22 protein-coding genes, 1 tRNA gene and 1 riboswitch are annotated in these 26,416 nt (G+C 74.0%); of the genes, 3 read left to right on the forward strand and 20 right to left on the reverse strand.

Features of this window, described 5'->3' with window-relative positions; translation table 11 throughout:
• Nucleotides 1-119 precede the first annotated feature (119 nt).
• A complete protein-coding gene (locus tag RLT57_RS09985; RefSeq protein WP_311297020.1) occupies nt 120-443 on the reverse strand; it encodes a hypothetical protein in 324 nt (107 codons plus the stop codon).
• A 140-nt stretch (nt 444-583) separates the two neighbouring features.
• Between RLT57_RS09985 and RLT57_RS09990 the strand changes: the two genes are divergently transcribed.
• The gene (locus RLT57_RS09990; protein ID WP_311297021.1) at nt 584-817 is read left to right on the forward strand and encodes a DUF4287 domain-containing protein; all 234 of its coding nucleotides are present in this window, start codon (nt 584-586) and stop codon (nt 815-817) included.
• Between the two features lie 102 nt (nt 818-919).
• Here the strand turns inward: RLT57_RS09990 and RLT57_RS09995 are convergent, their stop codons facing one another.
• Entirely contained in the window at nt 920-1,813 is an 894-nt protein-coding gene (locus RLT57_RS09995; RefSeq protein ID WP_311297022.1) for a Bax inhibitor-1/YccA family protein, read from the reverse strand.
• A gap of 283 nt (nt 1,814-2,096) precedes the next feature.
• Here RLT57_RS09995 and RLT57_RS10000 point away from each other — a divergent pair, with 283 nt between their 5' ends.
• Nucleotides 2,097-2,990 carry a bifunctional DNA primase/polymerase gene (locus RLT57_RS10000; protein WP_399128386.1) on the forward strand — a complete coding sequence of 298 codons (894 nt, stop codon included), beginning with the start codon at nt 2,097-2,099 and terminating at the stop codon, nt 2,988-2,990.
• A gap of 2 nt (nt 2,991-2,992) precedes the next feature.
• On the opposite strand, the gene RLT57_RS10005 is transcribed toward RLT57_RS10000, so the two are convergent.
• From RLT57_RS10005 to RLT57_RS10080, 16 genes are all read right to left on the reverse strand, one after another.
• Nucleotides 2,993-3,075 (reverse strand) — tRNA-Leu (locus RLT57_RS10005).
• Between the two features lie 251 nt (nt 3,076-3,326).
• A complete protein-coding gene (locus RLT57_RS10010) occupies nt 3,327-4,649 on the reverse strand; it encodes a cyclopropane-fatty-acyl-phospholipid synthase family protein (protein WP_311297023.1) in 1,323 nt (440 codons plus the stop codon).
• Between the two features lie 134 nt (nt 4,650-4,783).
• Entirely contained in the window at nt 4,784-6,181 is a 1,398-nt protein-coding gene (locus RLT57_RS10015) for an NAD(P)/FAD-dependent oxidoreductase (RefSeq protein ID WP_311297024.1), read from the reverse strand.
• Nucleotides 6,182-6,556: 375 nt separating this feature from the next.
• The gene (locus RLT57_RS10020) at nt 6,557-7,507 is read right to left on the reverse strand and encodes a Ppx/GppA phosphatase family protein (protein WP_311297025.1); all 951 of its coding nucleotides are present in this window, start codon (nt 7,505-7,507) and stop codon (nt 6,557-6,559) included.
• Nucleotides 7,504-8,031 carry a DUF501 domain-containing protein gene (locus RLT57_RS10025; RefSeq protein WP_311297026.1) on the reverse strand — a complete coding sequence of 176 codons (528 nt, stop codon included), beginning with the start codon at nt 8,029-8,031 and terminating at the stop codon, nt 7,504-7,506. Before RLT57_RS10025 ends, RLT57_RS10020 begins: the two co-directional genes overlap by 4 nt.
• 112 nt (nt 8,032-8,143) lie before the next feature.
• A complete protein-coding gene (locus RLT57_RS10030) occupies nt 8,144-8,653 on the reverse strand; it encodes an FtsB family cell division protein (protein ID WP_311297027.1) in 510 nt (169 codons plus the stop codon).
• A gap of 219 nt (nt 8,654-8,872) precedes the next feature.
• Nucleotides 8,873-10,153 (reverse strand): phosphopyruvate hydratase, encoded by a 1,281-nt coding sequence (gene eno, locus RLT57_RS10035; protein ID WP_311297028.1) that lies wholly within the window; start codon nt 10,151-10,153, stop codon nt 8,873-8,875.
• Nucleotides 10,154-10,378: 225 nt separating this feature from the next.
• Nucleotides 10,379-11,086, reverse strand: a complete 708-nt coding sequence (locus RLT57_RS10040) for a transglycosylase family protein (protein WP_311297029.1) — start codon at nt 11,084-11,086, stop codon at nt 10,379-10,381.
• 5 nt (nt 11,087-11,091) lie between these two features.
• A riboswitch (cyclic di-AMP (ydaO/yuaA leader) is annotated at nt 11,092-11,235 on the reverse strand.
• 370 nt (nt 11,236-11,605) lie between these two features.
• Nucleotides 11,606-12,685: a transglycosylase family protein gene (locus RLT57_RS10045; RefSeq protein ID WP_311297030.1), complete on the reverse strand. Its 1,080-nt coding sequence runs from the start codon at nt 12,683-12,685 to the stop codon at nt 11,606-11,608.
• A 233-nt stretch (nt 12,686-12,918) separates the two neighbouring features.
• Nucleotides 12,919-14,178 (reverse strand): cytochrome P450 family protein, encoded by a 1,260-nt coding sequence (locus RLT57_RS10050; RefSeq protein WP_311300656.1) that lies wholly within the window; start codon nt 14,176-14,178, stop codon nt 12,919-12,921.
• A gap of 34 nt (nt 14,179-14,212) precedes the next feature.
• Nucleotides 14,213-15,373: a MazG family protein gene (locus RLT57_RS10055; RefSeq protein ID WP_311297031.1), complete on the reverse strand. Its 1,161-nt coding sequence runs from the start codon at nt 15,371-15,373 to the stop codon at nt 14,213-14,215.
• Between the two features lie 94 nt (nt 15,374-15,467).
• Complete coding sequence (locus tag RLT57_RS10060; RefSeq protein WP_311297032.1) at nt 15,468-16,151, reverse strand: SurA N-terminal domain-containing protein; 684 nt, start codon at nt 16,149-16,151, stop codon at nt 15,468-15,470.
• A 269-nt stretch (nt 16,152-16,420) separates the two neighbouring features.
• A complete protein-coding gene (locus RLT57_RS10065; RefSeq protein WP_311300657.1) occupies nt 16,421-17,173 on the reverse strand; it encodes a glycoside hydrolase domain-containing protein in 753 nt (250 codons plus the stop codon).
• A 704-nt stretch (nt 17,174-17,877) separates the two neighbouring features.
• Nucleotides 17,878-18,666, reverse strand: coding sequence for an HNH endonuclease family protein (locus RLT57_RS10070; protein ID WP_311297033.1), 789 nt, complete (start codon nt 18,664-18,666; stop codon nt 17,878-17,880).
• 121 nt (nt 18,667-18,787) lie between these two features.
• Nucleotides 18,788-20,362 (reverse strand): serine/threonine-protein kinase, encoded by a 1,575-nt coding sequence (locus tag RLT57_RS10075; RefSeq protein WP_311297034.1) that lies wholly within the window; start codon nt 20,360-20,362, stop codon nt 18,788-18,790.
• A complete protein-coding gene (locus RLT57_RS10080) occupies nt 20,359-21,072 on the reverse strand; it encodes a hypothetical protein (RefSeq protein WP_311297035.1) in 714 nt (237 codons plus the stop codon). The genes RLT57_RS10075 and RLT57_RS10080 overlap by 4 nt, the downstream gene beginning before the upstream one ends.
• Nucleotides 21,073-22,135: 1,063 nt before the next feature.
• Here RLT57_RS10080 and RLT57_RS10085 point away from each other — a divergent pair.
• Entirely contained in the window at nt 22,136-23,794 is a 1,659-nt protein-coding gene (locus tag RLT57_RS10085; protein WP_311297036.1) for a DUF2079 domain-containing protein, read from the forward strand.
• A gap of 115 nt (nt 23,795-23,909) precedes the next feature.
• Here the strand turns inward: RLT57_RS10085 and RLT57_RS10090 are convergent, their stop codons facing one another.
• Together RLT57_RS10090 and RLT57_RS10095 are read right to left on the reverse strand one after the other, a co-directional pair.
• Nucleotides 23,910-24,836: a TolB family protein gene (locus tag RLT57_RS10090; protein ID WP_311297037.1), complete on the reverse strand. Its 927-nt coding sequence runs from the start codon at nt 24,834-24,836 to the stop codon at nt 23,910-23,912.
• Between the two features lie 151 nt (nt 24,837-24,987).
• Nucleotides 24,988-26,085: a glycoside hydrolase family 19 protein gene (locus RLT57_RS10095; protein ID WP_311297038.1), complete on the reverse strand. Its 1,098-nt coding sequence runs from the start codon at nt 26,083-26,085 to the stop codon at nt 24,988-24,990.
• Nucleotides 26,086-26,416: the final 331 nt, after the last annotated feature.

The raw sequence follows: 26,416 nt of genomic DNA on the forward strand, positions 1-26,416 counted from the left end.
ACCCCCGTAGGGCGCTCGCGGACCCTCGCGCGGCGAACCCGGGAACGGCCGCCGGCCCGCGGCCCGGCCGGCAGGCCAACCGACCCCGGCAGGCACCGCCCGGGGCGCCGGCAAACCGCTCAGCCGACCGCCTTGGCCGTGACCGCGAGCCGCCGCAGCGCCTCCACCAGCACCCCCTCCGCCCGGCCCGGATCGCGGTCCGCCACCGCCGCCAGTTCGTGGCCGGCCACCGCCAACTGGTCGCCGACCACGAAGATCCCGTCGTCCGGCATGTCGTACGGCTCCCGCCCGGGGAACTCCAGCAGCTGCGCCTGGCGCGCCAGCCAGCGGGCGAGTTCGAGCCCTTCGGCGGCGGCGCCCGCCCGGAGCCGGCGTTGCGGCAGCGCCCGCAGGCGTCCGGCGAGGCGTTCCACGGCGGTGTGCAGCGCGGTGCGTTCGGACATGTCCGAGACCCTACCCGCGACCGGCGACGGCACCCGCACCCGCACCCGCACCCGCACCCGCACCCGAGCGTCCGCGATGGTTGCCATCGACCGACCGCTCGGGCACGGTGGGGTTACCGGACCACATACCGGAGGCGCCGATGTACCAACAGCACTTCTCCGACGAGACCCACCGGAACATGCTCTCCCACATCCCGCGGAGCACCGGCCGCGAGGTCGGCGACTGGCTCCGCGCCCTGGCCGACGGGCCGTCTTTCCTCCGCTTCGACGAGAAGGTCAGCTGGCTGCGCAGCGAGCACGACCTCTCCTACGGCCACGCGAAGGCCATCGCCCACGAGTACGACCTGCGCCGGGCGGCGCGCAACCTCCTCTAGGGCCGCCGCCCTCCTTTCGCCCGCCCCGGGACACGGGCGGGCCGCCGGGAAGCGCACCGCTCCCCGGCGGCCCGCCGAGGCGCCGGTGGCCGCGCGGGGCGGTCAGTCGCGGAGGACGGAGATCAGCCGCAGCAGTTCCAGATAGATCCACACCAGGGACACCGTCAGGCCGAACGCGGCGAGCCACGACTCCTGCCGCGGGGCGCCGTAGCGGATGCCGTCCTCGACCCGCTTGAAGTCCAGGGAGAGGAAGAACGCGCCCAGGCCGATGCCCAGCAGGCAGAAGACGATGCCGAGGCCGCCGGTGGTCAGGCCCAGGCCGTCGGAGCTGCCGAAGGCGAGGAAGAGCAGGTTCACCACCATGGCCAGCAGGAAGCCGACCGCGATGGCCAGGCCGATCCGCTGGTAGCGGGCGGTGACCCGGATCAGCCGGGTCCGGTAGGCGACGAGCATGCCGGCGAAGACCGCCATGGTACCCAGTACCGCCTGCACCGGGGCGCCCTGCCACGCGTCGTTGTACATGTGGCTCAGCACGCCGAGGAAGACGCCCTCGAAGGCCGCGTAGCCCAGGATCAGGGCGGGCACGGGGGCGCGCTTGAACGACTGGACCATCGCCAGCACGAAGGCGATCAGGGCCGAGCCGAGGGCGAGTCCGAAGCGGTCCGGGATGACCGTCCAGCCCAGCACCGCGCCGACCGCCACCAGGCCCAGCGTCATCGCGGTCCGCATGACGACGTCGTCGATCGTCATCCGGCCGGTCTGCGCGGGTCCCGCGGCCGGGCCCGCGTACATCCGCTCCATCTGGTCCGGGGTCAGGGGCCGCCCCTGCGCGGGCCGGTCGTAGGGGTTGCGCGCGCCCTGCGCGTACGGGGTGCCGCCCTGCCCGGCGAAGGGGTTGCCCTGCTGGGCGCCCTGCGCACCTTGTGCGCCGAATCCGGCGTACTCGCTCCCGCGGGTGAACCCCCGCCGGGAGAAGACCGGGTTGCTGCTCCTCATGTCACTCCTCCCTGGGCCGCGTGCTGCGGCACTGCCGTCAATAGTAATGGTCTGGCAAAGAAAGCACGGATACGCCTGGCGGAGGGTGTTCCCCTGGCCCGGACCCTTACTCCCCGGTACTCCCCGGTACTCCCCGGTACTCCCCGGCGCGCTCCCGGCGGCACTTCCCACGGCGGTCCGAAGGTACTCCCCGGGGCTGTGGCACGGCCCGGGGAACCGCCCGCGGGGATACGAACTGGACGGCTGACGTCCGGCGCGGTATCACTGGGACGTGGAAACGAACATGCGTTCGAACATCAGGGAGCAGGCCATGGCACGCCCCGACCACACCCGTGCCCTGCACGCGGCGCTGCTGACCGCCGCCAGCGGCCTGCCGGTGATCCCGCTGTCCCGGACCAAGCTGCCGGCGGTGCGCTCACCGCACCGCGACGAGCCGCGGCCGGGCGGCTGCCGCGGCGAGTGCGGGCGGCCGGGACACGGCGTGCACGACGCCACCACCGACCCGGCCCGGATCCGCGCACTGTTCGCCGTCGCGCCCTGGGCGACCGGGTACGGCATAGCGTGCGGCCGGCCGCCCTACCACCTGATCGGGCTCGACCTCGACGTCAGGCACGGCGCCGACGGGGTGAAGGAGCTGGACGCACTGGCCCGCCGACACGGCTTCGCCCTGCCGGAGACGGTCACCGTCCTCACCCCCAGCGGCGGCCGGCACCTCTGGCTGACCGCGCCGGGGCCGGTCCCCAACTCGGCGGGGCGGCTCGCCCCCGGCGTCGACGTGCGGGGGCTGGGCGGCTACCTGGTCGGTCCCGGCTCCCGTACGGTCGCCGGCCGGTACCTGCTGCTGCCCGGCACCCGTCAGCACCCGCTGGGCGAGGCTCCGGCCGCCCTGCTGGGCCTCGCCTCCCCCCCGCCGCCGCCCCGCGAGGCCGCGGTCGCCGCACCCCGGCACCCGGCGGAGAAACGTGCCGCCGCGCTCGTCCGGTTCGTACTGGACTCCCAGGAAGGCGAGCGCAACGGGCGCCTGTTCTGGGCCGCCTGCCGGGCCTACGACGCGGGACTGGCCGACGCGCTCGCACCGGCCCTGGTGACGGCGGCGGTGCACACCGGGCTGGGCGAGCGGGAGGCGGCCGCTACAGTCGCCTCCGCGAGCCGGCTCCGAGCATCCGCAGAGCCCTGAAGTGCCCGGAGCCGGACTTGAACCGGCACGCCCCCGAGGGGCAGCGAGGTTTAAGCTCGCCGTGTCTGCGTTCCACCATCCGGGCCGGCGGGGCGCAGTGAAAAGCGTATCCGGGTTGGCTGGCGCGAACAGGACGGGCAACCGGCCATGTTGTCTTATTTTAGGGGTTACTGACGGCGTATCAGGCCCGCCTGAGGGGTCTACCTGCACCACAACCGCCGTTTACCGGCATCGCCGCCCCTCACGCACAAGTGACGTGAAATCGCTCTCCGCAGTTGACTTCCGGCGGAGAATCGACCACCTCCGCCGGAAAACCATGCACTTATGCACGCAGTTTCACGACAGCCAGGCCGTCCGGGTGGCCGGGATGTCCGAAACGCCGTCAACACCGGTGCGCACCGCGAGCACCTGATTGACCCCGATCCGGTTGCGTTCGAACGACAGCGCCGACGCCGCCATGTACAGCCGCCAGACCCGGGCCCGGCCGGGGGACGTCACGGCGACCGCCCGGTCCCAGCACGCCTCCAGGTTCCGCACCCACGCCCGCAGCGTGCGCGCGTAGTGCTCCCGCAGCGCCTCCATGTCCCGCGCCTCGAAACCCGCCTGCTCCAGGTACGCCACCGTCGCGCCGACCGGGGCGAGTTCGCCGTCGGGGAAGACGTACCGGTCGATGAACTCGTCGATCCGGTACGTCTCCTCGTCCACCAGCGGGCGGCGGGCGATCTGGTGGTTGAGCAGCAGGCCGCCGGGCCGCAGCAGGGCGTACAGGGTGCGGGCGTACTCCAGGTAGCGCTCGCTGCCCACGTGCTCGGCCATGCCGATGGAGGAGATGGCGTCGTAGGGCCCGTCCCTGACGTCCCGGTAGTCCTGTACCCGGATCTCGATCCGGTCGGTCAGCCCCGCCTCCGCGACCCGCTTGCGGGCGTACACGGCCTGCTCGACGGACAAGGTGATGCCGGTGGCGCGGACGCCGTAGTGCTCGGCCGCGTGCAGCACCATCGAGCCCCAGCCGCAGCCGACGTCCAGCAGCCGCTGCCCCTCCCGCAGCTGCAGCTTGCGGCAGATCAGGTCGAGCTTGGCGAGCTGGGCCTGCTCAAGGGTGGTGTCGGGTTCGGGGAAGACCGCGCACGAGTAGACCATCGACGGGCCGAGCACCATCTCGTAGAAGTCGTTGCCGACGTCGTAGTGGTGCGCGATGGCCTCCTTGTCGCGCTTCTTGGTGTGCGCGATCCCGGCGCGCCTGCGGGCCTCCTCCGGCGGCGGCGGGGGCGGCAGTCCGGGCCCGGCGAGCGCCAGGGCGGTCCGGGCCAGCCGGTACGTCGCCGGGTCGCGCAGGAGGGAGCCGGCCCGGCGGATCGTCTCGGCCCCGGTGGCGGCGGGTTCCCCCTCACCACGGTCCCAGAAGAGGCCGGACAGCTCGTCCAGCGCCCGGTAGAGGTCGCCCTCGATGTCGAGCTCGCCGGCCACCCAGGCGCGGGCCAGCCCCAGCTCCCCCGGCCGCCACAGCAGCCGGCGCAGCGCCCGGCGGCGCCGGATGACGAGCACGGGCGCGCCGGGGGGCCCGGCCTCGCTGCCGTCCCAAGCGCGCACGCGCAGCGGGAACGGCGTCGAGAGGGCATGTTCGGCGAGGTCCAGAATGCGATGAGCCGCGTCAGCCATGGTGCTGAGCGTACGACTGAAATCCGCCGTCGGCGGCCCTGACGCGAAAATCTACGTTGCAGATACACACACTTACGCCCGCAGGGCGCCCGCACCACGGATGGCGGACGCCCTCGGGCTCAGGTCGTACCAGGTCAGGAGGCTACAGCGGGCTCCGCGGACTTGTCGGCGGCGGCTGTCGGGCGGACCTCGGCGGCGGGCGCCGGGATCGGCCGGGCCGCCACGTAGAACTCCTCGCGGGGGTTCTCGATGGCGCCGAGCGAGACGACCTCGCGCTTGAGGAACATGCCGAGCGTCCAGTCGGCGAGCACCCGGATCTTGCGGTTCCAGGTCGGCACGGCCAGGCCGTGGTAGCCGCGGTGCATGTACCAGGCGAGGCGGCCCTTGACCTTGATCTTGGTCCGCTTGCCGAGCACGATCATCGCGACGCCCTTGTGCAGCCCGAGACCGGCCACCGCGCCCTTGTTGGCGTGCCTGTACTCGCCCTGCGGGAAGCCGCGCATCCCGGAGATGACGTTGTCGCCGAGTACCTTGGCCTGGCGCAGCGCGTGCTGCGCGTTCGGCGGGCACCAGGCGCCCTCACCGGCCGACACGTCCGGGACCTGGGCGTTGTCGCCCGCGGCCCAGATGTAGTCGGTGCCGCGCACCTGGAGGTCGGAGCGGGTGTCCACGTGGCCGCGCGGGCCGAGCGGCAGGCCGAACCGGGCGAGCGCCGGGTTCGGCTTCACACCGGCCGTCCACACGATCGTGGAGGCGTCGATTTCCAGGCCGTTGGCGAGCACCACGTGCTTGTCGACACAGGACTTCATGGAGGTGCCGAGGTAGACCTCGATACCGCGCTCGCGCAGGTGCTCAAGGCCCCACAGGCCGAGTTCGGGACCCACCTCGGGCAGGATCTTGTCGGCGGCGTCCACCAGGATGAAGCGCATGTCCTCGCGCTTCACGTTCGGGTAGTACCTGGCGGCGTCGCGGGCCATGTCCTCGACCTCGCCGATGGTCTCCGCGCCGGCGAACCCGCCGCCGACGAAGACGAAGGTGAGGGCCTTGCGGCGGACGTCCTCGTCCGCCGTGGAGTCGGCCTTGTCGAGTTGCTCCAGTACGTGGTTGCGCAGCGCGATGGCCTCCTCGACGCCCTTCATGCCGATGCCGTTCTCGGCGAGGCCGGGGATCGGGAAGGTCCGGGAGACCGCGCCCAGCGCGATCACCAGGTAGTCGAAGGGAAGCTCGTAGGAATCACCCACGAGCGGCTCGACCGAGGCGACCTTGCGGTCCTGGTCGATGACGGTGACCCGCCCGGTGAGCACCTCGGCGCCGGGGAGCACGCGTCGCAGCGGGACGACGACATGCCGCGGGGAGATGCTGCCTGCTGCGGTTTCGGGGAGGAAGGGCTGGTACGTCATGTACGAGCGCGGGTCGACGACCGTGACGGTCGCCTCGCCGTACCGCATCTTCTTCAGGATGCGGCGCGCCGCGTACAGGCCGACGTAACCGCCGCCTACAACGAGGATCCGTGGACGCTCCGTGGTGCTCATGCTTCGAGTATCCAGTACGCGGCGGACCCCCCCTAGTGAGCCCCTTCACAAGGTGCTGGACACCTTGTGCTACCCTGCCCGGCTTCACGACCTGGGGGTACGTGTCTCCGGCGCGGCCCGGGTGCGGGCGCGGCGGCGGACCCACCTCTGAGCAGCGGGGTTCGGCTGCCGGACAGCGGGCGGCGGGACGGGCGTCACACCGCCGAAACATGACCTGGCCGTGGATTTCAGGGGTCGAAGGGCACCACCCCTTGGAAAATTGGGCCGCCGGGCGGGAACTTCATGTGAAGAGTTTCACAAAGGATGTCGGACGGGCCGCCCGCGGGGCCGGCCAGGGGCGCTCATCTGGGATTTGGCCGGCTCAGGCGGGCCGGCTCAGGCGGTCCCGAAAGCGATGCCGTCGAGGATGTCGTGCTCCGAGACCACGACCTCCTTGGCGCCGGTGCGCTCCATGATCCGCAGCAGGATGAGGGCGCCGGCGCCGATGACGTCGATCCGCCCCTCGTGCATGACGGGGATGGCGGCGCGCTCGGCGCGGGTGGCGGCCAACAGCCGCTCGGTGATGTCGCGGACCTGCTCCAGGGGGATGCGGGAGTGGTGGATGGTCGCGGGGTCGTAGGCGCGCAGTCCGAGGGCGATGCCGCCCAGGGTGGTGACGGAGCCGGCCAGGCCGACGAGGGTGCGGGCCCGGTCGAGCGGGACGGTGCGGGCCGCCTCGGCGAGAGCGGTGTCGATGTCGGCGGTGACGGCCGCGATCTGCGCGGGCGTCGGCGGGTCGCTGAGGACGCCTTCGCGCAGCAGGTGGCGTTCGGTCAGGCGGACGCAGCCGATGTCCACCGAGCGGGCGGCGGCCACGGTGTCCTCGCCGAGCACGAACTCGGTGGAGCCGCCGCCGATGTCCACCACCAGGTACGGGGCGGGCGGCCGGTCGCCGCCGGTGAGTTCGCGGGTGGCGCCGGTGAAGGAGAAGGCGGCCTCCTGGTCGCCGGTGATCACCTCGGGCTCGACCCCCAGAACGGCGCGCACGCCGCGGACGAAGTCCTCCCGGTTGGCCGCGTCGCGGGTCGCGGAGGTGGCGGCGAACCGGATCCGCCCGGCGGGCACCTCGTGGGCGCGGATCACCTCGGCGTACTCCCGGCAGGCCGCGAACGTCCGCTCCAGGGCCTCGGGGGCCAGCCGGCCGGTGCGGTCCACGCCCTGCCCCAGCCGTACGATCCGCATCCGGCGGTCCACGTCGGTGAGGGTGCCGGCCTCCTGGTCGACGTCGGCGACCAGCAGGCGGATCGAGTTGGTGCCGCAGTCGACGGCGGCGACGCGGGTCGTCACGCGGACTCCTCGGTGCTCCGCGCGGTCACGCACGGCCCCTTCGCCCACCAGTCGGGTAGCAGGTCCAGCGTCCGGTCGCCCAGCGGGTTGACGCCGGGGCCGGCCGCCAGGGAGTGGGCGGCGAGCACGTGGAGGCACTTGACGCGGTCGGGCATGCCGCCGGCGCTGGGGAAGCCGGGGAGCACCTCGATGGCGTCGCGGCGGGCGAGGTAGTCCTCGTGGGCGGCGCGGTAGGCGGCGGCCAGGTCCGGGTCCTCGGCGAGCGCGGCGGTCATCCGCTTCATGACGCCGTCCGCCTCCAGGGTGCCGACGGCGGAGGCCGCACGCGGGCACGTCAGGTAGTACGTGGTCGGGAAGGGCGTGCCGTCCTCCAGCCGGGGCCGGGTCTCCACCACGTCGGGGTTGCCGCACGGGCAGCGGTGGGCGACCGCGCGCAGCCCGCGCGGCGGGCGCCCGAGTTGGGCCCGGACGGCGGCGAGGTCCGCGTCGGTGGGCTCGGTGGGGTGCTGAGGGGTGCTGTTCATAGGCCGTTCTGCGTCGGAGGGGGACGAAGCGGGGAGAGCCGCCGGGCGTCCTGGGAGGCCGGGCGTCCCAGGGGCGCTCGGCGGACCCGGCGGCCTGAGGACGCCGGGACGCTCAGGGTGCTCGGCGGCGGGACGGAGCCGCGGCCTCGTCGGCCTGGTCGACACCGTCCCACAGATTGTCGTACCACGGACGGCGGGCGGCCGCCTCGTCCGAGGCGCCGTGCCGCGCCGCCGGGCCGGCCGCGGCGGTGGGCAGCGGGCCGGTCATCCGGAACCCGGTCTCGCCGGGCAGCACGTAGTGCAGCCGGTCGCGGGCCTGGGCGCGTACGTAGTCGGGGTCCTGCCAGCGGGCCTTCTCCTCGCGCAGCTGCTCCACCTTCTCCTCGGCCCGCTGGGCGGCCCGCCGCTGGTCGGCGATGTCGGAGCGCTGGGCGATGTACTGCCGCATCGGGTACGCGAGGGCCACCACAAGGGCGCACAGCACCAGGGCCAGCAGCGCGGCCCGGCCGGTGAGCCGGCTGCGCCGCGCCGGGCGCCGCGCCGCCGCGCGGTAGACCCGGGCCTGCGCCTCCTGGCCGATCGCCTTCAGCCGGGCCGTGGTGGAGAACCGGTCCGCCGCCACCCGTCACTCCCCTCGCCGCACCGGTATCCGCGGATCCGGCCTGTCCGTGTGGTCCGCGTGTGGTCCGCGGCGACCGCGCGGGTCCGCCGTCCGCGGGCCCGCCGCCGCACCCGCGCGTGCGCGGGTCCGTACGTCCCCGCCCACGGTACGGGACCGGGTGCGGGGACACGGGGAGGCGGGGGCACGCAAGGAGCCGCGCGGCCGGGACGGCCGGTGCGGTCAGCGCTTGAAGCGGGGGAACGCCGAACGCCCGGCGTAGACCGCCGCGTCGTCCAGGATCTCCTCGATCCGCAGCAGCTGGTTGTACTTGGCGACGCGCTCGGAGCGGGCCGGGGCGCCGGTCTTGATCTGGCCGCAGTTGGTGGCGACGGCCAGATCGGCGATGGTGACGTCCTCGGTCTCGCCGGAGCGGTGCGACATCATGCACTTGTAGCCGCTGCGCTGGGCCAGCTCCACCGCGTCGAGTGCCTCCGTCAGCGAGCCGATCTGGTTGACCTTGACCAGCAGCGCGTTGGCCGTGTCGGTGTCGATGCCCTTCTGCAGGCGCTCGGGGTTGGTGACGAACAGGTCGTCGCCGACGATCTGCACCTTTGCGCCCAGCCGGTCGGTGAGGACCTTCCAGCCCGCCCAGTCGTCCTCGAACAGCGGGTCCTCGATGGAGACCAGCGGGTAGGCGGCCACCAGCTCCTCGTAGTACTCGGTCATCTGGGCGGCGGACTTCTCCCCGCCCTCGAACTGGTACTTGCCGTCCTTGTAGAACTCCGAGGCTGCGGCGTCCAGCGCGAGCGCGATGTCCTGGCCGGGGACGTAGCCGGCCTGCTTGATGGCCTCGACGATGAGGTCGAGGGCGGCCCGGTTGGACTCCAGGTTCGGCGCGAAGCCGCCCTCGTCGCCGAGGCCGGTGGACAGGCCGCGGGACTTCAGCACGCCCTTGAGGGTGTGGTAGACCTCGGCGCCCCAGCGCAACGCCTCGGAGAAGGACTCGGCGCCGATGGGCGCGATCATGAACTCCTGGATGTCCACGTTGGAGTCGGCGTGCGAGCCGCCGTTGAGGATGTTCATCATCGGGACCGGCAGCACGTGCGCGTTCGGGCCGCCGAGGTAGCGGAACAGCGGCAGGTCGGACGCCTCGGAGGCGGCGTGGGCGACGGCCAGCGAGACGCCGAGGATGGCGTTGGCGCCGAGCGAGGACTTGTCGGGAGTGGCGTCCAGGTCGAACATCGCCTGGTCGATCAGCCGCTGCTCGGTGGCGTCGTAGCCGACCAGCTCCGGACCGATCTGCTCGATCACGGCGAGGACGGCCTTCTCGACGCCCTTGCCCTGGTAGCGGTTCTTGTCACCGTCGCGGAGTTCCAGGGCCTCGTAAGCGCCGGTGGAGGCGCCGGAGGGGACCGCGGCACGGCCGGTGCTGCCGTCGTCGAGGCCGACCTCGACCTCGACAGTGGGGTTGCCTCGCGAGTCGAGGATTTCCCGGGCTACGACGACGTCGATGGACGGCACGTTGTCTCCTTCTGCGGTGTCTTCGAAGTCTTCTCGTCTATGTCGGGACGAGCCTAACCGGCTTCAGGGCCGGGACCGGCGCTCGGCCCGGCGGCTGGAACGGAATGCCCCGGCCGGGCACGCCAGGGGGAGGGCGTGCCCGGCCGGAATGGTCAGGAGGCTTCGACCGCCGTCCGTCCGCAGTTCGGCCGGACCGGCTCGGCCGTTCGGGGACCGGCGCCCGGCTCAGCTCAGGTGCAGGTGCTGGCCCGGGTAGATGAGGTCGGCGTCGTGCACGATGTCGCGGTTGAGCTCGTACAGCTTCTTCCATCCGCCGTCCACGCCGTGCGCGGCGGCGATGCCGGAGAGGGAGTCGCCGCGGACGACGGTGTACTCGCCGTCGCCCTTGCGCACCACGGTGTGGGTGGCCGCCCGGTGGTGGGTGGCGGCCTTGTGGGTCTTCTTCGCCGGGGCCGGCGCGGCCTTGGTGGTACTGGACGCCGACGACGAGGAGGACGAAGAGGACGAGGAGGACGAGGAGGAGGACGTCGAAGACGACGAGCCGCCACCGGTGTTGATGTCGGGCGCCGGGCCGCCGGCGGTCAGGCCGCCGGCCGAGGCGCAGGACCACGCGCCCGGACCCTGGATGGCGAGCAGCTTCTCGGCGACGGCTATCTGCTGGTCCTTGGTGGCCAGGTCGGCGCGCGGGGCGTACTGCAGGCCGCCGGCCGCCTCCCAGCTGGACTGCGAGAACTGCAGGCCGCCGTAGTAGCCGTTGCCGGTGTTGATGGACCAGTTGCCGCCGGACTCGCACTGCGCGACCGCGTCCCAGGTGGCGACGGAGGCGGCGGAGGACGAGGTGGCGCCGATCAGCGGAATGGCGATCGCGGTGCCGGCGACTCCGGCGAACGAGGCGAGTCGGACGAGCTTGGAGGCACGACGGTGCTTACCCATGATGTTTGTGTCCTCACCGACGCCTGCGAGGTCAGCTGTCGGGTTCGGGCGTGAGTTGCCCGGCCGGGCCGCGTCCTGCTCATACGGCCATCTCGGCTTCACCCCAAGCCGGTCCCGGCCGTGCGTACGTTGCGCAGCGTGGTGTGCTGTCCGGTGCTGCGGGCGGCGTACGGGCCGGGTCCGGCGGAAGACCTTGGGTCCCCCGCTCCTGCCTGCGGCGCTTTCGCGTCGGCTGTTCCCGTCGGACGGCGGCAGGACTCGGCGTTCTGCCCAACGGGGCCCGCTGTGGCGAGCGACAGAACGTTAAGCACAGGTGGGCGGATAGGACAAACATCCCGGATCGGGTCGCCAACTGAGCCCGCCCACTCGGCCGGTCGACGAAGCCGCAGGTCACGGCGTCCGATATCAGCGGCCTGCAAGCGGGCGGTCACAGCGGCCGAAGAGAGGCTTGTCACATCTTCGACCGGAAGGGACGGGCGGTACGTCCGGTTTGTCGGCCAGCCGTCAACCGCCGCTTTCTCAGCCAAGATTGAGGATCTGTCCGGGTTTGATGAGGTTCGGGTCCTCGCCGATCGACTGCCGGTTGGCCTGGTAGAGCTGCCGCCAGCCGCCGTCGACGTGCTGGGCGGTGGCGATTCCCGAGAGCGAGTCGCCGGCGCCCACGGTGTACCGACCGGCGGGTGAAGTGCCCGGATCCTCACCTTTGTTGGCGGTATCGGTGGATGCGGGGCCGGACGGTGCGGCGGAGTCCGTGTCGGTCACCGAGAAGACCTGGGTCCGGGTGGCCTGGTCGCGGGCGGCCAGCTCCTCGTCGGTGGGGCTGTACGGCTTCGCGTGCCTGCCGGCTCCGCTGCCCGCGTCCGGCGCGGTCGGCAGGGCGCCCGTCGGGTCCGTGGGGGCCAGCGTGGCGGCGCCCCCGGGGTCCGGGAGGCCGGGCGGCGGCGTGGTGCCGGCGGGGGCCGTCGGCGCCGCCGGGACGGCGGGCGTGACCGGCGGGGCGCTCGGGCCGGTGCCGCCGTCGCCCGGGTCGCCCGGTGCGGCCGTCGAGGGGGCGCCGGGGGTGGCCGGGGCGGTCGGCGCCACCGGGGGCGTCGCGGGGTCCGTGGCGGCCCCCGAGGGCGGCGTGGGCGGCGTCGTGGCGGGCGGGTGCTCGCCGGGCTGGGCCGGGGCGGGCTGGGGGGAGGGGGAGGAGCCCGGGTCGGGTGTCGCGGGGTCCTGGAGCAGGCCGGTGCCCTCCTCGCAGCCCGGCCAGGCGTTCGGGCCGAGTTCGGTGAGCATCCTCTCGGCCACGGCTATCTGGTCGGCCTCGGAGGCGAGGTCGGGGCGCTCGGCGTACGCGGCGCCGCCGTACAGGTCCCAGGTGTCCTGCGTGATGGCGAGGCCGCCGTAGAAGCCGTTGCCGCTGTTGGCGTGCCAACTGCCGCCGGTCTCGCAGAACGCCACCCGGTCCCAGGTGGTCTGGTCCGCGGCCTGGGCGGTGGCCGCGCCGAAGAGGGGCAGGGCGATGCCGGCGCCTGTCGCGGCGGCGGTCGCCATGGTCACCACGGCCGCCGGGGTCGGGCGGGGGCGCCGGTGCCGGCCGTTACCTGACGAAAGCATTGCGGTCGCCTTTCTTTCCGGCCTCACGCGCCCGCGTGTGCCGCCGTGGTCCCCGTTCGGTGACCTGCGGACCCGCCGGTCCGGCCGGGGTCGGGGCCGGGCCGCCGTCCACGGGCGGCCGCGCTGGTGAGGGCTGGCGCGTCCCGCGAGCCGTACGTGCCTCGCGTTGACCGCAGAACGTAGCGGGGTTGGCCGTCACATCACAAGCCGATGTAGCGATCATCACGTCCCGGTCACGCCGGTGACGGTCCGTCACCCGCCCGCCGGCTCCCCCGGGACGGCTCGGCGGTGAACTCCACCGGAAGCGTGCGCAGCCCGCGCATGATCAGGCCGCCGCGCCAGCGCAGTTCGGCCGGATCCCCGGCGAACCGCAGGTCGGGCAGCCGGGTCAGCAGCGTGGCCAGCGCGGTCCTGGCCTCCAGCCGGGCCAACGGGGCGCCGAGACAGTAGTGGATGCCGTGCCCGTAGCCGAGGTGCGGATTGTCGCGGCGGGCCAGGTCCAGGGTGTCGGGCCCGCCGAACCGGGCCGGATCGCGGTCAGCCGCCGCCAGGACCACCAGGACGGGGTCGCCGGGCGCGACCGCCTGGCCGCCGATGGTCAGCGGCACGGTCGCGTAGCGCCACGTGGCCAGCTCCACCGGCCCGTCGTAGCGCAGCAGTTCCTCCACGGCGCTCTCCAGCAGGGCGCTCTCGCCGCGGGCCAGGGACGCCTGGAGCTCCCGGCGGGCGGCGGGGTGGGTGAGGAGGGTGTGGACGCCGTTGCCGATCAGGTTGACGGTGGTCTCGAACCCGGCGAACAGCAGGATGAACGACAGCGACGCCGCCTCGTTCTCCGTCAGCTGCTCGCCGTGGTCGCTCGCCCTGATCAGGCCGGAGATCAGGTCGTCGCCGAGGTCGCCGCGCTTGCGGTGGATCAACTCCACCAGATACGACCGCATCCGCTTCACCGACCGCGCCACGCCGCCCCGGGGGCCGTTGCCGTGTCTGATCATCATCCCGGCCCAGTCGCGGAAGTCGTCCTGGTCCGCCGCGGGCACGCCCAGCAGGTCGCAGATCGCGTAGATCGGCAGCGGGAAGGCGAAGTCGTGGATCAGGTCCGCCTCCCCACGCCCGGCGAACCCGTCGATGAAACGGTCCGTCAGCTCCCGTACCCGCGGCTCGAACGCCGCCACCCGGCGGGGTGTGAACGCCTTGGACACCAGCCGCCGCAACCGCGTGTGGTCCGGCGGGTCGATGTTCAGCAGGTGCGTCATCAGGTCGGCGCCGCGCTCCCCGGGAATCCCCGTCTTCCCCCGCGACTCCCCCACGTGGTGCGCCGGGTTCTTGCTCAGCCGCCCCTCCGCCAGCGCCTCCCGCGCGTCCCCGTACCGCGTCACCAGCCACGCCCCGACCCCGCTGGGCAGCCTCGTCCACCGCACCGGCGCGTGCTCGCGCAGCCACGCGTAGGCCGGATACGGGTCGGTGGCGAACTCCCAGGTGAAGAGGTCGGGCATGCCGCCGTCGGTACGGCCTTCGCGGTCCACGGGCTCAGTCACGCCCCGACGCTGTCCGGCCGGACCGGCCCGCCGCCTCGCGGCCGGTCCGCTCCCCCGCCCGCTGTCCGTCCCCGGACTCCCCGTCCCCGGACTCCCCCGGCTCCCCGGAGCCCGCGCCGCGGGCCGCCGCCTCGGCCGCCCGTATCGCCGCCCGGTAGCGGCGCGCGGCGTGCCGGAGGGCGGCTTCCGGGTCGAGGCCGGCGGACTGGGCGGCGGCGGCCTCGGCGAGGAGGTGGTCGCCGAGCCGGGTCTCGTCGTCGAGGAGCGGGGTGGGCGGCGCGGGCGGGTCGGCCGGCAGGGGCAGTCCGGCGGCGCGGGCGCGGCCGGCGAGCTTGGCGGCCAGGGCGAGGGCCGGGGAGGCGGGGGGGACGCCGTCGGTGACCGATTCCCTGGCCTTCTCCACCCCCTTGAGCCGGACCCAGTTCGCCTGCACCTGCTCGGGGGTCTCGGCCACCTCGTCGCCGTAGATGTGCGGGTGGCGGTGGACGAGCTTGGCTACCAGGCCGGCCGCCACGTCGTCGATCCCGAACGGTTCCTGCGGATGGCCCTCCGCGATGGCCGCGTGGAAGACGACCTGGAGCAGCACGTCGCCGAGTTCCTCGCGGACCGCCTCCCGGTCGCCCTGCTCGATCGCCTCGACCAGCTCGTACATCTCCTCGATGCCGTACGCGGCCAGGTCCTCGTGGGTGCGCTGGCTGCTCCACGGGCACTCGGCCCTGATCCGGTCCATCACCTGGACCAGGTCGAGCAGCCGTGCGCCCGGCAGGTCCCAGGAGCCGGGCAGCAGTTCCAGATCGGGCATCGCCACCCGTCCCGAGCCGCCGAGCCGGGCCAGCTCGTCGGTGACGGCCGGCGCCGCGCCGCCCGACACCGGCAGGTAGACGACGGTACGGCCGCCCGCCGTCGCGTCCGCCAGTTCCCGCCCGCCGGGGTCGGCGATCTCCACCGCCACCCCGGCCTCCCGCAGATAGGGCAGCTGCGGGTGCCCTGGGTCGGGGCACACCACCCGGTCGGCCTCGCGCAGCGTCCGCCAGGCCGGCCAGGACAGCTGGCCGGGGGCGACCCGGTGGCTGCTGGTGAGCAGCACCAGGCGGCCCGGCGCGGTCGCCCCGCCGCCGGTGTCCACGCCGTTCACATCGCTCGCGTTCTTCACTCCACGAACGTACCCCGGACCGCCGACAGTCCCGACCGCGCCGGCCGCGCCGGCCGGGCCGCCGGCCACGCGGTCCGCCGCCCGGGGGCGTTCGTCAGGCCCCGCCGTCGGCGGTGGCCGCGGAGTCCGTGGTGAGCGAGGCGTCGACCGGCGTCCTGTCGACCACCCACGGGTCGCTCTGCGCTCCGATGGACGCCTTCTTCGCGTCCCAGGTGCCGTAGCGCGGGTTGACCGACACGCCGATCGAGTCGGCGGTCTTCACCACCTCCTGGGTCAGCGCGGTGTTGCCGCCGTCGCTGCCCGGCTGGTAGCCCAGGCTCTGGATGAGCTTGCCGGAGGCCACGTCCCGGTAGAAGAAGTGGTCGATGTCGGACTTCGCCACGCCGTAGTTGACCAGCAGGGTGCTGTCGAGCTGTGCCTCGTTCCCGCCGAACTGGGCGAGCGCGGCCTGGCGGTCCCGCTGCACCTCGCCGTCGGTGACGGTGAGGTGCGCCTTCGCCAGGGCGCGGTCGAGGACCTGGTCCTCCACCAGCCGGCCCAGCATCTGGGTGGACAGATCGCCGGCCGAGTCCAGCAGCTGCGCGCCCTGCGGCGACGCGGACACCTCGGTGCGCAGCTCGGTGACCTCGGCCTGGAGGGTGGAGACGGTGATCCGGTGGTCGCCGACCACCGCCGCGGCGCCCGCGTGGGCGGGCCCCGAGCCGCACGCGGTGAGGGCCGGCGAGGCGAGCAGCAGTCCTGCGGCGGCGATGGAGACGGCGGTACGGCGGCGGACCATGGTGCCTCCCGGCGGGGCGCGGGCCCCGCGAAGCTGACGTGACGGCGATGATCGATCGGACACGAGGATAGGGAGCCGGGGCCGCGGATATCCAGCACTCCGCGGAAGGTGATCGCCCGTTGGACCGTCCTGTGCGTGCGCTGTGGACCGTATCAGTGCCGTTCGCCCGGATTCGGTCCGGCTCCGGCCTGCGGCGCTCGGGCCGGACCCTTTCCTGCGGCCCGTCCCGCCGTTCCGGCCGGTGCCGGCGTTCCGGCCGGCCGCGGGCTTCAGCCGACGACGGCGACCGGCGCGTCCCAGGCGTCTCGGTCGACGGTCAGCGTCACACCGCCGTACGTCTCCTTGGAGTCCGCCCGGTACTGGTGGCCGCGCCGGTGCCCGGTCCACAGGCCCGCCGCGAACGGGAAGCCCGTGGTCGTGGTGGTGCCGCCGTCGTAGCGCGCGTACCACAGGGCGTCCGGCAGGTCGGGCACCGTCGGCTCGGCCTGCGCGACGGCGGCGGCGCTGGAGGAGGTGAACCCGTAGAAGCCCGCCCAGTAGCCGCGGGCGTGCAGCGCCTTGTCCCAGGCGCGGATGTACGTCAGCACGGAGGTGACGCAGGAGGTGTCGCCGGTGTCGTACGCCTCCATGTCGAGGTAGATCGCGCTGGTGGAGACCATGCCCAGCGACTTGGCCGCGGCGACCGCGTCGGCGCCGTCGGAGGCGCCGAGCGCGGCGGCGCCGGACGCGGTGATCCGCTCGGGGTTGCCGCCGGTCTGGCAGGGCGGCTGCGCGCCGACGTACAGCGGGATCAGCTTCCAGCCCGCCGCGCTGACGGTGGCCGCCCAGGAGGCGGTGAGCTGCGGCTGGGCGCAGCCGCGGTTCCGGCCGCCGATGTAGACGGCGGCGGCGCCGTAGGGGCCGCTCGCGCGCCAGGCGCTCATCCTGCTCGCGCTGGGCGCGGTGCAGGTGTCGAAGGCCAGGCCGGTGAAGACGCTCGCGGTGGTGGGGTGGGGCAGGCCGGGAAGGCTGCCGACGGTGATCGGGCCGCCGTGCTTGCCGGTCGTGGGGGTCTTGGGGGTGGTCGCGGACTGCGCCGCGGTGGCCTTGGGGGCGGCCTTCGCGGTGGCCGTCGCGGGCTTCGCCGTGGCCGTGTCGGCGGGCGTGGCCGCCTGGCTCGCGGCGCCGGTGCGTGCCTTGGCCGTGCCCGGGGCGGACGTGCCGGCCGGCGCGGCGGCGACCGCACCGGCGGCGGGGGCCTTCGCCCCCGTGTTCCCGTGCCCGCCCGAGCCGGCCGCCTCGGCGATCGCGGTGCCACCGCCGATCACCGCCACCGCGACGGCCGCTGCGGCGTAGCGGCGCCACTTGCGCTCGGGCAGACGGCGTCGCGGCATGGCGGTCCTTGGCTGAGTCGGCACGTCGGGGTGCGGGCGGGTGCGGGCGGTCCGCGCGGCGGCGCGGGCCCCACGCTCGCGCGGACCACGGCGGGGTCACGGCCGAGCCTGGCAAGTATCGCCGCGGCCAGGGGAGTTGACAATTCCGGGGCCCCGCGGACGGCGTCCACGGGCCGGCCGGTGACCGCCGCCGGTGCGGGTGCGCCGCCGGCGGCGGTCAGGGACCCCTGAGGGCGCCGCGCCGTGCGAGCGGTGGCCCTGAAGGCGGAACCTTGAGGGCCGGGACCCTGAGGGCAGGCCCCCGGAGGTGACAACCTGGGGAGTGAGGGCCTTGGGAGTGAGGCGCGGGCCGGTCAGCCGCCGCACTGGGCGAGCATCGCCTGCTTGTCGGCAGTGGTCACCGGCAGGTCGTACTTGAGGGACACCTGCGCGATCCGTACGGCGTACGAGCAGCGGATCTGCTTATTCGGCGGCAGCCAGCTCGCCGCGCCCGAGTCGCTCTTGGCCCCGTTCGACGGGCCGTCCACCGGGATCAGGTTGAGCGGGTCGTTGGCGATCTCCTCGCGCTTGTCCTTGGTCCAGTGGGCGGCGCCCATCTGCCAGTCGTACGACAGCGGCATCACGTGGTCGATCTGGACGGTGGTCGCCTTGGCCTTGGTCCAGCGGATGGCCTTGCCGGTGTAGGGGTCGTCGAGGGTCATCGACATCACCACGCACTTGGAGCCGGCCCGGTACGTCAGCCGGAGGCCGTCCCGCTTGAGCAGGTCGTTGCGGGTGTCGCAGCCGTTGTGCGCGAAGGGCACGTCGGGCGCTGAGTCCATCCAGGCGGAGCCGAACTGGGCCCGGCTGTACCCGGTCTTGGGGCCGCGGCCCTTGGTGGCCACCTTCTTGACCAGGGCCACCGCCTCGGCCCGGTCGGCGGCGGAGGTGATGGCGGCGAGCCCGGGTTTGGTGCCGTCGGGGTTGTCCAGCGGGCTGACCGCCCGGCCGTTGCCGACCACGGGCCCGCTGCCCGCCGTGGTGGCCGCGGCGCCGGTGCCGGGGGTGCCGACGGCGATCGTGGTGTCCTTGCAGCCGGCGACGCCGAGCAGCACGGTGAGTACCGCAGCGCCGGCCAGAGACCGGGATATGCGCCTGTCCATCTTTCACCTCGGGAAGAGAGTCGCGGGCAGTCGTGACCGCCCACGGCCGGTGCCGTATATCCGGGTATATGCCCCCGACGGCGGGAAAATAGCGCGGAGTTGAGTCCCGCCGGCCGATCGGTCAGCCCTGCACCCGGCCCAGCCAGGCCAGCGTGCGGCGGATCTCGCCCGGCAGCGGGTGGTGGGGGCCGTGCACGCGCTCGGCGTCGTACAGCAGCCGGCCCAGCACGTCCCGGGCGGCGGCGCGGTCGCCGACGGACAGCAGCAGGTGCCCGATACGGCGGCGGATGTCGAGCGGGACGGCCGGGGCGGTCGCGGCCCACCGCTCGAAGTACGGGAGCAGGATGCGGTATTCGCCGAGCGCCGCGGTGGTGTCGCCGAGCTGCTCCAGGCATTGGGCGGCCTCGTAGCGGAACTGCAGTGCCCGCCGGTCCGCGCCGCCGTACTGCGAGGCGGCCTCGTCCGCCAGCCGCCGCAGCTCGGGCAGCGCGCGGCGGAACTGGCCGTCCTCCATCAGCGTGGCCGCGTACTGCTTGCGCAGCGTGCGGAGCACGGGCGAGTGCTCGCCGTGCCGTTCGGCGGCGGCCGGGATGATGCCGCCGAGCAGGTCCACCGCCTGGGTCACCCGGCCGGCGTCGAGCAGCCGCTTGACCTCGTCGATCGCGCCGGCCAGGTCGGTGCCCCGGAGCGCGGGAACAGGAGTGGGGGCGGAAGCGGGGGCGGAAGCCGGAGCGGGCGCGGAGCCGGGGGCGGCGGGTGGGACGGCCGCGGGCGGGGCGGGGCGGTCCGGCCAGGGGGCGTGCGGCCGCAGGAACGGGCGGGTGGGGTCCATCGGGCCGAGCGGGGCGTGCCCGGCGCCGGGGGCGGGCAGCAGCGCGGCCAGCTCCCGGTAGACGTCCTGGCCGCCGGCCGGGCGGTGCTGCGGGTCCTTCGCCAGCAGCCGCAGGACCAGGGACTCCAGCGGCTCGGGCACCTCGGCGCGTATCCGGCGCAGCGGCACGGGCGCGTCGTACAGGTGCCGGTGCAGCACGCCGAGCGCGCTGGCGCCGGCGAACGGCACCTGCCCGCTGAGCAGTTCGTGCAGCACCACACCGAGTGCGTACAGGTCGGTGCGCGGCCCGACGGCGCCGCCCATGGCCTGCTCCGGTGCCATATAGGCGGGGCTGCCGATCGGCGTACCGGTGTGCGTGAGCCGGGTGGTGTCGGTGTCCATCACGGACGCGACGCCGAGGTCCAGCACGGTGACGGTGCCGTCCGGCTTGATCATCACGTTGCGCGGCTTGAGGTCGCGGTGCACGATCGGCACCGCGTGCACGGCGGACAGCACCGCGCACAGCTGCGCCGCCACGGCGACCGCCCACGGCCACGGGTAGCGCTCGTGCTCGGCGAGGTGGTCGCCGAGGTCCTTGCCCTCGACGTGCTGCATCACCAGGTACAGCTCGTCGCCGTCCGCCCCGGCGTCGTGCACGGTGACCAGTCCCGGGTGGTCGACCTGGGCGGTGACGCGGCACTCCCGCTCGAAGCGGTCGCGCAGCTCCTTCGCGTCCTCCCCGCCTGCCACCTTGTCGGGGCGCAGCAGCTTCACCGCAACCCGGCGGTCCAGTCGCCGGTCGTAGGCGGTCCACACCTGTCCCATGCCGCCCTGGCCGATGATCTTGGCCAGTTCGTACCGGCCGGCGATGAGCCGACCGATCACCGGCCCTCCTCCTTGCGAAGGTAGTCGCTCAACTCGTCGAGTTCCGCGCGGACCTGGTTGATCCTGGGAGCGGGCGCCGGGGGCGGGGTGGCGGCGGGGCGCGCCGTCGGCGGCGGCGTGCCCTGCGGCGTGGCCGGGCGGGCGGCGGGCGGCGTGGCCGGACGGCCGGACGGCGGGGCGGTCGGGTGCGGGGTCGGACGTCCCGTCGGGTGCGGGGTCTGGTGCGCGGCGGTCGGCATGGTGGGCCCGGGGCGGCCGTACCCGTACGGGGGCTGCTGCCCCGGCCGGGTCACGGACGGCCCCTGGGGTATGCGGTGCCCGGTGGCGTACGGGTTGTGCTGCGCGTACCCGGCGGGCGCCGGACCCGCGGCGGGCGGGCCGCCCCGCCGGCGGACGTCCACCACCAGGAAGTACGCCGACGTGCCGAACATGCACACCAGCAGGATCACCGCGCCGACGTTGGACTGCCAGGTGTCCTCGTTGCTCGCGACCTCGATGAGCACGAAGCCGATGACCGTCAGCCCCGCCGAGACGCCGACCATCGCCCAGTCCTGCGGGCGTTTGCCGACCAGCGCGAGCCGCAGCGTCGACACCCACGCCAGCAGCCCCACGGACAGCACCGGCAGCGCGGTGAAGAGCACGCGCAGCCCGACCACGGCCCCGTGGTTGGCGGGGCGTGGAGGCGGCGGAACCGTGCCGGGGCCGTACATCTGGTGCTCCTGGTCGTCGAAGCGGAGGACTTGTCCAGAGCGTATCGGCCGGACCGGACACCCGTACCCCGCTCCGGGCCGACCTGTGGATAACTATTCGGGACGCCGCCCCGCCCGCCTCCGGCACGCCGCGCCCGCGCGGCGGCCGACCGCGTCCCCGGCCGCCACGACCGCCCCCGCGCAGGCCCCGTGACGCCCCCTCACCGCACCCCGGAACATCCCGCCCGACGCCTCGGCGGCCCCTTCAACGCACAAAGCCCCCTGCCGGTGCGAGAGTCGCAACTTCCGCGGCGGTCGAGAGAGCCTTGTGTCCCCCCATCCTGACACCCCGTCCGGCCCGCATCCCCTTCCCCGGCCCCGCGTCCCCTCTTCACCACCCGAAGGAGCGACCGCCCCGAAAATACCACCGCCGGCTCCACCGCCGCCTCCGACGCGGCGCCGTCGGCCTTCCCCGGCAACACCCTCCGCGGCCCCGTCCGGCCCGCCCCGCCCCACGACGACGGCGAGGAACCATGGCTCCGCGCTCCGCCGCCCCGGTGCGCGGACGGTGGGCGTCCGCCGGTGCGCCGGGCGCGCTGCCGGGCTTGTGGCCGGCGCCCCGGCCGGCCCGGGTGGCGGCGGCGCGGCGACCGTGGCCGGCCGCGGTGCCGCCGTACCGGCGGGGTACGTGCTTCCGCTGCGGCCGCGTCATCCAGGCGGTGGGCGAGGGAAGGCCCGGCGCGGAGAGCGCCGGGAGGCCGCGCCGTCGGCCGCGGCCAGCCCGGTCGCCGGCAGTGAAGGCGCAGGCGGCGAGCGCCGGCGCCGCGGTGCCGCGCAGCCACGCAGCCACGCAGCCACGCACGGCGGGGGCGGCACAGACCGCGGCGCCGCCCCCGCGCCAGTGGCCGCGGTATCCCGGCGGGTCGGAACACACGGCGGGCGGCATGCGGTGCGCCGCGGAGTGCGGGCCGGCCCGGCGACGGCCGGTATGGCACGCTCGGTGCGTCCCATGGGTCCCGCTCGCACGGGCCGTCCCGTAACCTTTCCCGGCAGACCACGACCCGTTTCCGGAGGAGGGCGACCGATGGACAGGGCCGAGGCGGTCATCCCGGCGCAGGACACCAAGGACGCCAAGGGCGGTGCGGCCGTCCCGGCTGCGGCCGAGGCGGGCGCGGGCACCGACGAGACCGGCCGCGGACCGGGTCGGCGGTGGCCGGCTCCGGGGGCGCGGCTGGACCCGTACCTGCTGACCGCCGTGTTCTTCGTGGCCTATCTGCTGCTGTCGGTGACGCGCTACCGGCGGATGCTCACCATGTCGTGGGACCTCGGCATCTTCGAGCAGGCGGTCAAGTCCTACGCGCACCTGCACGCGCCGGTCGCCGACCTCAAGGGGCCCGGCTTCAACATCCTGGGCGACCACTTCAGCCCGATCACCGCGCTGATCGCGCCGTTCTACCGGGTCTTCCCCAGCCCGGTGACGCTGCTGGTCGCGCAGGCGCTGCTCTTCGCGGTGTCGGTGATCCCGGTCACGCGGGTGGCCGGGCGGCTGCTCGGCCGCGGCCGGGGACTGGCGGTCGGGGCCGCGTACGGGTTGTCGTGGGGGGTGCAGAAGGCGGTCGAGTTCGACTTCCACGAGATCGCCTTCGCCATGCCGCTGCTGGCGTTCTCGCTGGAGGCGGTGCTGCGCAGGCGGTGGGCTGCGGCGCTGTGGTGGGCGGTGCCGCTGGTCTTCGTCAAGGAGGACATGGGGATCACCGCCGCCGCGATCGGCGTGATCGTCTGGTGGCGGACCCGGGACGAGCCGGAGGAGGAGCCCGAGCCGGACCAGGAGCCCGCGACCGCGCAGGAGCCCGAGGCGTCCGGTGGCGAGGAGGCCCGCGCGGCGGCCGAGCGGCCGGAGGCCGCCGACCGGTCGCAGGCGGCGGCCGCCGGGGACGACGCGGCCGACGACGAGCCGCCGCTGACCGACGCGCTGCGGTACGGGCCGTGGGCGGTCGGCCTGGTCGGCTTCGGGGTGGCGGCGTCGGCGCTGGCCTTCGAGGTGATCATCCCGGCGTTCAACACGGCAGGCGGCTACGACTACTGGAACAAGCTGAACGGCGACGGCGCCCCGATGCCGGGCCACATTCCGTTCGCCACCGCCCTGCACACCCTGCTGTGGCTCCTGCTGCCGACCAGCGGCCTGCTGGCGCTGCGCTCGCCGCTGATCCTGGCCGCGCTGCCGACCATAGGCTGGCGGTTCGTCTCCCACGACGACCACTACTGGGGCACGGACTGGCACTACAGCGCGGTGCTGATGCCGGTGATCCTGCTGGCCCTGGTGGACGCCGCCGACCGCTCGCGGACCAGTCCGCGGCCGTGGCTGCGCTCCTACGCCTCCGGGGCGCCGGCCGCGGTGGCCGGGGCGGCCCTGGCACTCACCTTGACGCTGCCGCTGGCCTCGCTGGACCAGGGCGACACCTACAAGGTCGACGCGCACACCAAGGCGGTCGAGAAGCTGCTGGACGCGATTCCCGACGGGGCGAGCGTCGAGGCGAACGTCGGGCCGATCAGCCACCTGGTGGACCGGACCACGGTGTACTGGGTCGGGGACACGGTGAGTGTCACCCCGCAGTACATCGCGCTCGACAACTCCTCGGGCTGGGTACCCGATCCCCTGGTGTACGCCAAGCAGCTGCACCCGGCGGCCACGTACCAGGTGATCGCGAACGCCGAGGGATACGTGATCCTGCACCTGGCCTGAGCACCTCACGGGCGGGGGCGGGGCGGTGCGGGCGGCGGGGAGAGCTGCTACGGCCGGCCCCCGGCCCGCTCGGGGCCGCACCCGCGCGGGGCCGGCACGGCGGGATCCCCGCCGCTCAGCCCGTCGGATAGTCGACGTAGGCGAAGCGGCGGGAGTCCGGGGCCCAGCTGTTGACGTTGAGGCTGCCCTGGCCGCCGAAGAAGGCGAGCAGGTCGCGCCGGCCACCGCCGTCGGTGCCGATCAGGCGCAGGACGACGTTACGGTCGGCGGGGTGGCCCTGCGTGCCGGGCGGGAAGCTGATGTAGAGCACGTGGCGGCCGTCGGGCGAGACGTGCGGGAACCAGTTGACCCGCTCGTCCGAGGTGACCTGGGTGAGGCCGGAGCCGTCGGGGCGCATCCGGAAGAGCTGGGCGTGGCCGGGGGCGGCGGCGCCGTGCTCGGAGTTGAACCAGATCCAGTCGCCGTCCGGGGTGAACTCCGGGCCGTCGGCGGGGGCCGGGCCGTCGGTCAGCCGGGTGCCGGGGCCGCCTGCCGCCGGCGCCGTGAAGATGTTGCGGTAGCCCCACTCGTCGCCGCCGTGGGGCTCGACGCCGACGTAGGCGAGGGTGCGGCCGTCGGGCGAGACACCGTGCAGGAAGTGCCGGAAGGGCCCGGGGAGCCGCTCGTCGGTGACCTGGCGGGCCGGGCCGCCGCCCGACGGGACCGCGTGGATGTGCCCGTCGCCCGCCGACAGGTAGAGGGTGCGGCCGTCCGGCGAGACCACGTGGTCGTTGTTGGCGTCGGTGATCCCGCCGGTGTCGATCACCTCGGGGCCGGGCCCGCCGTCCCCGTACCGCGCGGCGGCCGCGATCCGCAGCAGCAGCCCGTCCTGGTTGAACACCAGCCAGCGGCCGTCCGGCGTCCAGTTCGGCGCTTCCAGGGCGCTGTTCGCGCTCTCGTGGACCAGGCGCGGCGCGCCGCCGTCGATGTCGCCCACCAGCAGCCGGGCGCGCTGGCCCGGGGCGAGCGGTCGGATGTTCGTACCGGCTGCGGTGATCGTCACAGCCGCTCACCCTAACGCGTGTCCCGCTCCCGCTCCCCTCGGCGCGGGAGCGGGGCACGCGTGCGTCACGGACTGCTGGGCGGGGCCGCCGGAACAGGTCCCCCGCGGCTCCCGGAGCCCCGCCGGGGTTCCCGGCCGGTCCCGTGGGTGCTCAGCAGGACAGGTTGCCGCCCGCCGGGACGCCCAGGATCGAGGTGAAGCTCTGGTACGCGTTGACCCGGCTCTGCACCTGCGCCGGGTTGCCGCCGTTGCACTCGATGCTGCCGTTGATGCTGCGGATGGTCTCGCCGAAGCCGGCGCCGTTGACCATGGCGTTGTGCGGGGTCATGGTGCCGGGGCCGGACTGGGTGTTCCAGTACCACAGGCCGGTCTTCCAGGCGACCGCCGCATCGGTCTGGACGAGGTTCGGGTTGTCCAGCAGGTCGATGCCGAGCGCGTCGCCCGCCGCCTTGTAGTTGAAGTTCCAGCTGAGCTGGATGGGCCCGCGGCCGTAGTACGCGGCGGTGCCGGCCGGGCAGCCGTACCACTGGCTGGTGTCGCAGTAGTACGGGTAGTTGGCGGTGTTCTGCTCGACGATGTAGACGAGGCCGCCGGTCTCGTGGCTGACGTTGGCGAGGAAGGCCGCGGCCTCCTGCTTCCTGACCGTGTCGCTGCCGGTGGTGGCGAAGCCGGGGTACGCGCCGAGCGCGGCGGTCAGCCCGCTGTAGGTGTAGAAGGAGTTCCGGCTCGGGAACATCTGGTTGAACTGCGCCTCGCTGACCACGAATCCGCCGGAGTTGGGCGGCGGGGTGGTACCGCCGGTGCCGCCGGTGCAGGTGTACGGGTCCCAGTACCAGGTGCTGATGGTCGGGTCGTAGCCCGGGTTGTCGTGCTCGGCGACGTAGAGGTTGCCGTCGGTGTAGCGCACCACGTTGCCGGTGACGTAGGTGTGGCCCGCGGCCCACGCCGGGTAGTCGCAGCTGCCGCCGGAGCCGCCGGTCGTACCGCCGCTGCCGCCCGAGGAGCCGTCGCAGGCCCCCTGGTCGGCCCAGACGTCGGCGGCGCCGGGGGTCTCGCCCTGGGTCCACCACTTGGCCGACCAGTTGTGGCTGTTGTAGGAGGCGGCCATGCCTCCGGTGTAGACCGCGGAGGAGCTCCAGGGCGACGCACAGGTCGCGGCGGAGGCGGTTGAGGCCATCGGTACCAGGATCGCCAGCCCGACGACGGCCGCGAGGGCGGTGAGGAAGGCGATGATCCGTTGTCTCGACACGTGACCACTCCTTGTGTGGGGTTTCGAGTGGGGTCGATGCAGCACTCAAACGGATTGGTATGGACCTGTCAATAGCCTGGTCCCGGCCGAGCCCCTCCCACCAGCACTTCGGCCAGCACGGAGGCGTCCGGAAGCGGCCGGAAGCAGCCGGTTCGGCGGGGGCCACCGGGGGCGGCGGTGCGACCCGATCAGCGGGCTCGCCGGTGCCGGCGGTGCCGGCCGTCGCGGTGCACACCGGATCACCGCGTTTCCGGCGTGTTCCGGCGGGTCCGTCCGGACCAGCGGGACGACCAACCGGATGAGCCCGACCAGCCGAACCCGCCGAACCCGC

Source organism: Streptomyces sp. ITFR-21, from assembly GCF_031844685.1.
Lineage (GTDB): Bacteria > Actinomycetota > Actinomycetes > Streptomycetales > Streptomycetaceae > Actinacidiphila.

Excerpts from the sequence above, each read along its gene's own strand:
- RLT57_RS10050 (WP_311300656.1), bottom strand. The coding sequence starts at position 14,178 with ATGCCCGACCTCTTCACCTGGGAGTTCGCCACCGACCCGTATCCGGCC.
- RLT57_RS10080 (WP_311297035.1), bottom strand. The coding sequence starts at position 21,072 with ATGTACGGCCCCGGCACGGTTCCGCCGCCTCCACGCCCCGCCAACCAC.
- RLT57_RS09990 (WP_311297021.1), top strand. The coding sequence starts at position 584 with ATGTACCAACAGCACTTCTCCGACGAGACCCACCGGAACATGCTCTCC.
- RLT57_RS10085 (WP_311297036.1), top strand. The coding sequence starts at position 22,136 with ATGGACAGGGCCGAGGCGGTCATCCCGGCGCAGGACACCAAGGACGCC.
- RLT57_RS09985 (WP_311297020.1), bottom strand. The coding sequence starts at position 443 with ATGTCCGAACGCACCGCGCTGCACACCGCCGTGGAACGCCTCGCCGGA.
- RLT57_RS10045 (WP_311297030.1), bottom strand. The coding sequence starts at position 12,685 with ATGCTTTCGTCAGGTAACGGCCGGCACCGGCGCCCCCGCCCGACCCCG.
- RLT57_RS10040 (WP_311297029.1), bottom strand. The coding sequence starts at position 11,086 with ATGGGTAAGCACCGTCGTGCCTCCAAGCTCGTCCGACTCGCCTCGTTC.
- RLT57_RS10015 (WP_311297024.1), bottom strand. The coding sequence starts at position 6,181 with ATGAGCACCACGGAGCGTCCACGGATCCTCGTTGTAGGCGGCGGTTAC.
- RLT57_RS10025 (WP_311297026.1), bottom strand. The coding sequence starts at position 8,031 with ATGAACAGCACCCCTCAGCACCCCACCGAGCCCACCGACGCGGACCTC.
- RLT57_RS10060 (WP_311297032.1), bottom strand. The coding sequence starts at position 16,151 with ATGGTCCGCCGCCGTACCGCCGTCTCCATCGCCGCCGCAGGACTGCTG.
- RLT57_RS10000 (WP_399128386.1), top strand. The coding sequence starts at position 2,097 with ATGCGTTCGAACATCAGGGAGCAGGCCATGGCACGCCCCGACCACACC.
- RLT57_RS10010 (WP_311297023.1), bottom strand. The coding sequence starts at position 4,649 with ATGGCTGACGCGGCTCATCGCATTCTGGACCTCGCCGAACATGCCCTC.
- RLT57_RS10070 (WP_311297033.1), bottom strand. The coding sequence starts at position 18,666 with ATGGACAGGCGCATATCCCGGTCTCTGGCCGGCGCTGCGGTACTCACC.
- RLT57_RS09995 (WP_311297022.1), bottom strand. The coding sequence starts at position 1,813 with ATGAGGAGCAGCAACCCGGTCTTCTCCCGGCGGGGGTTCACCCGCGGG.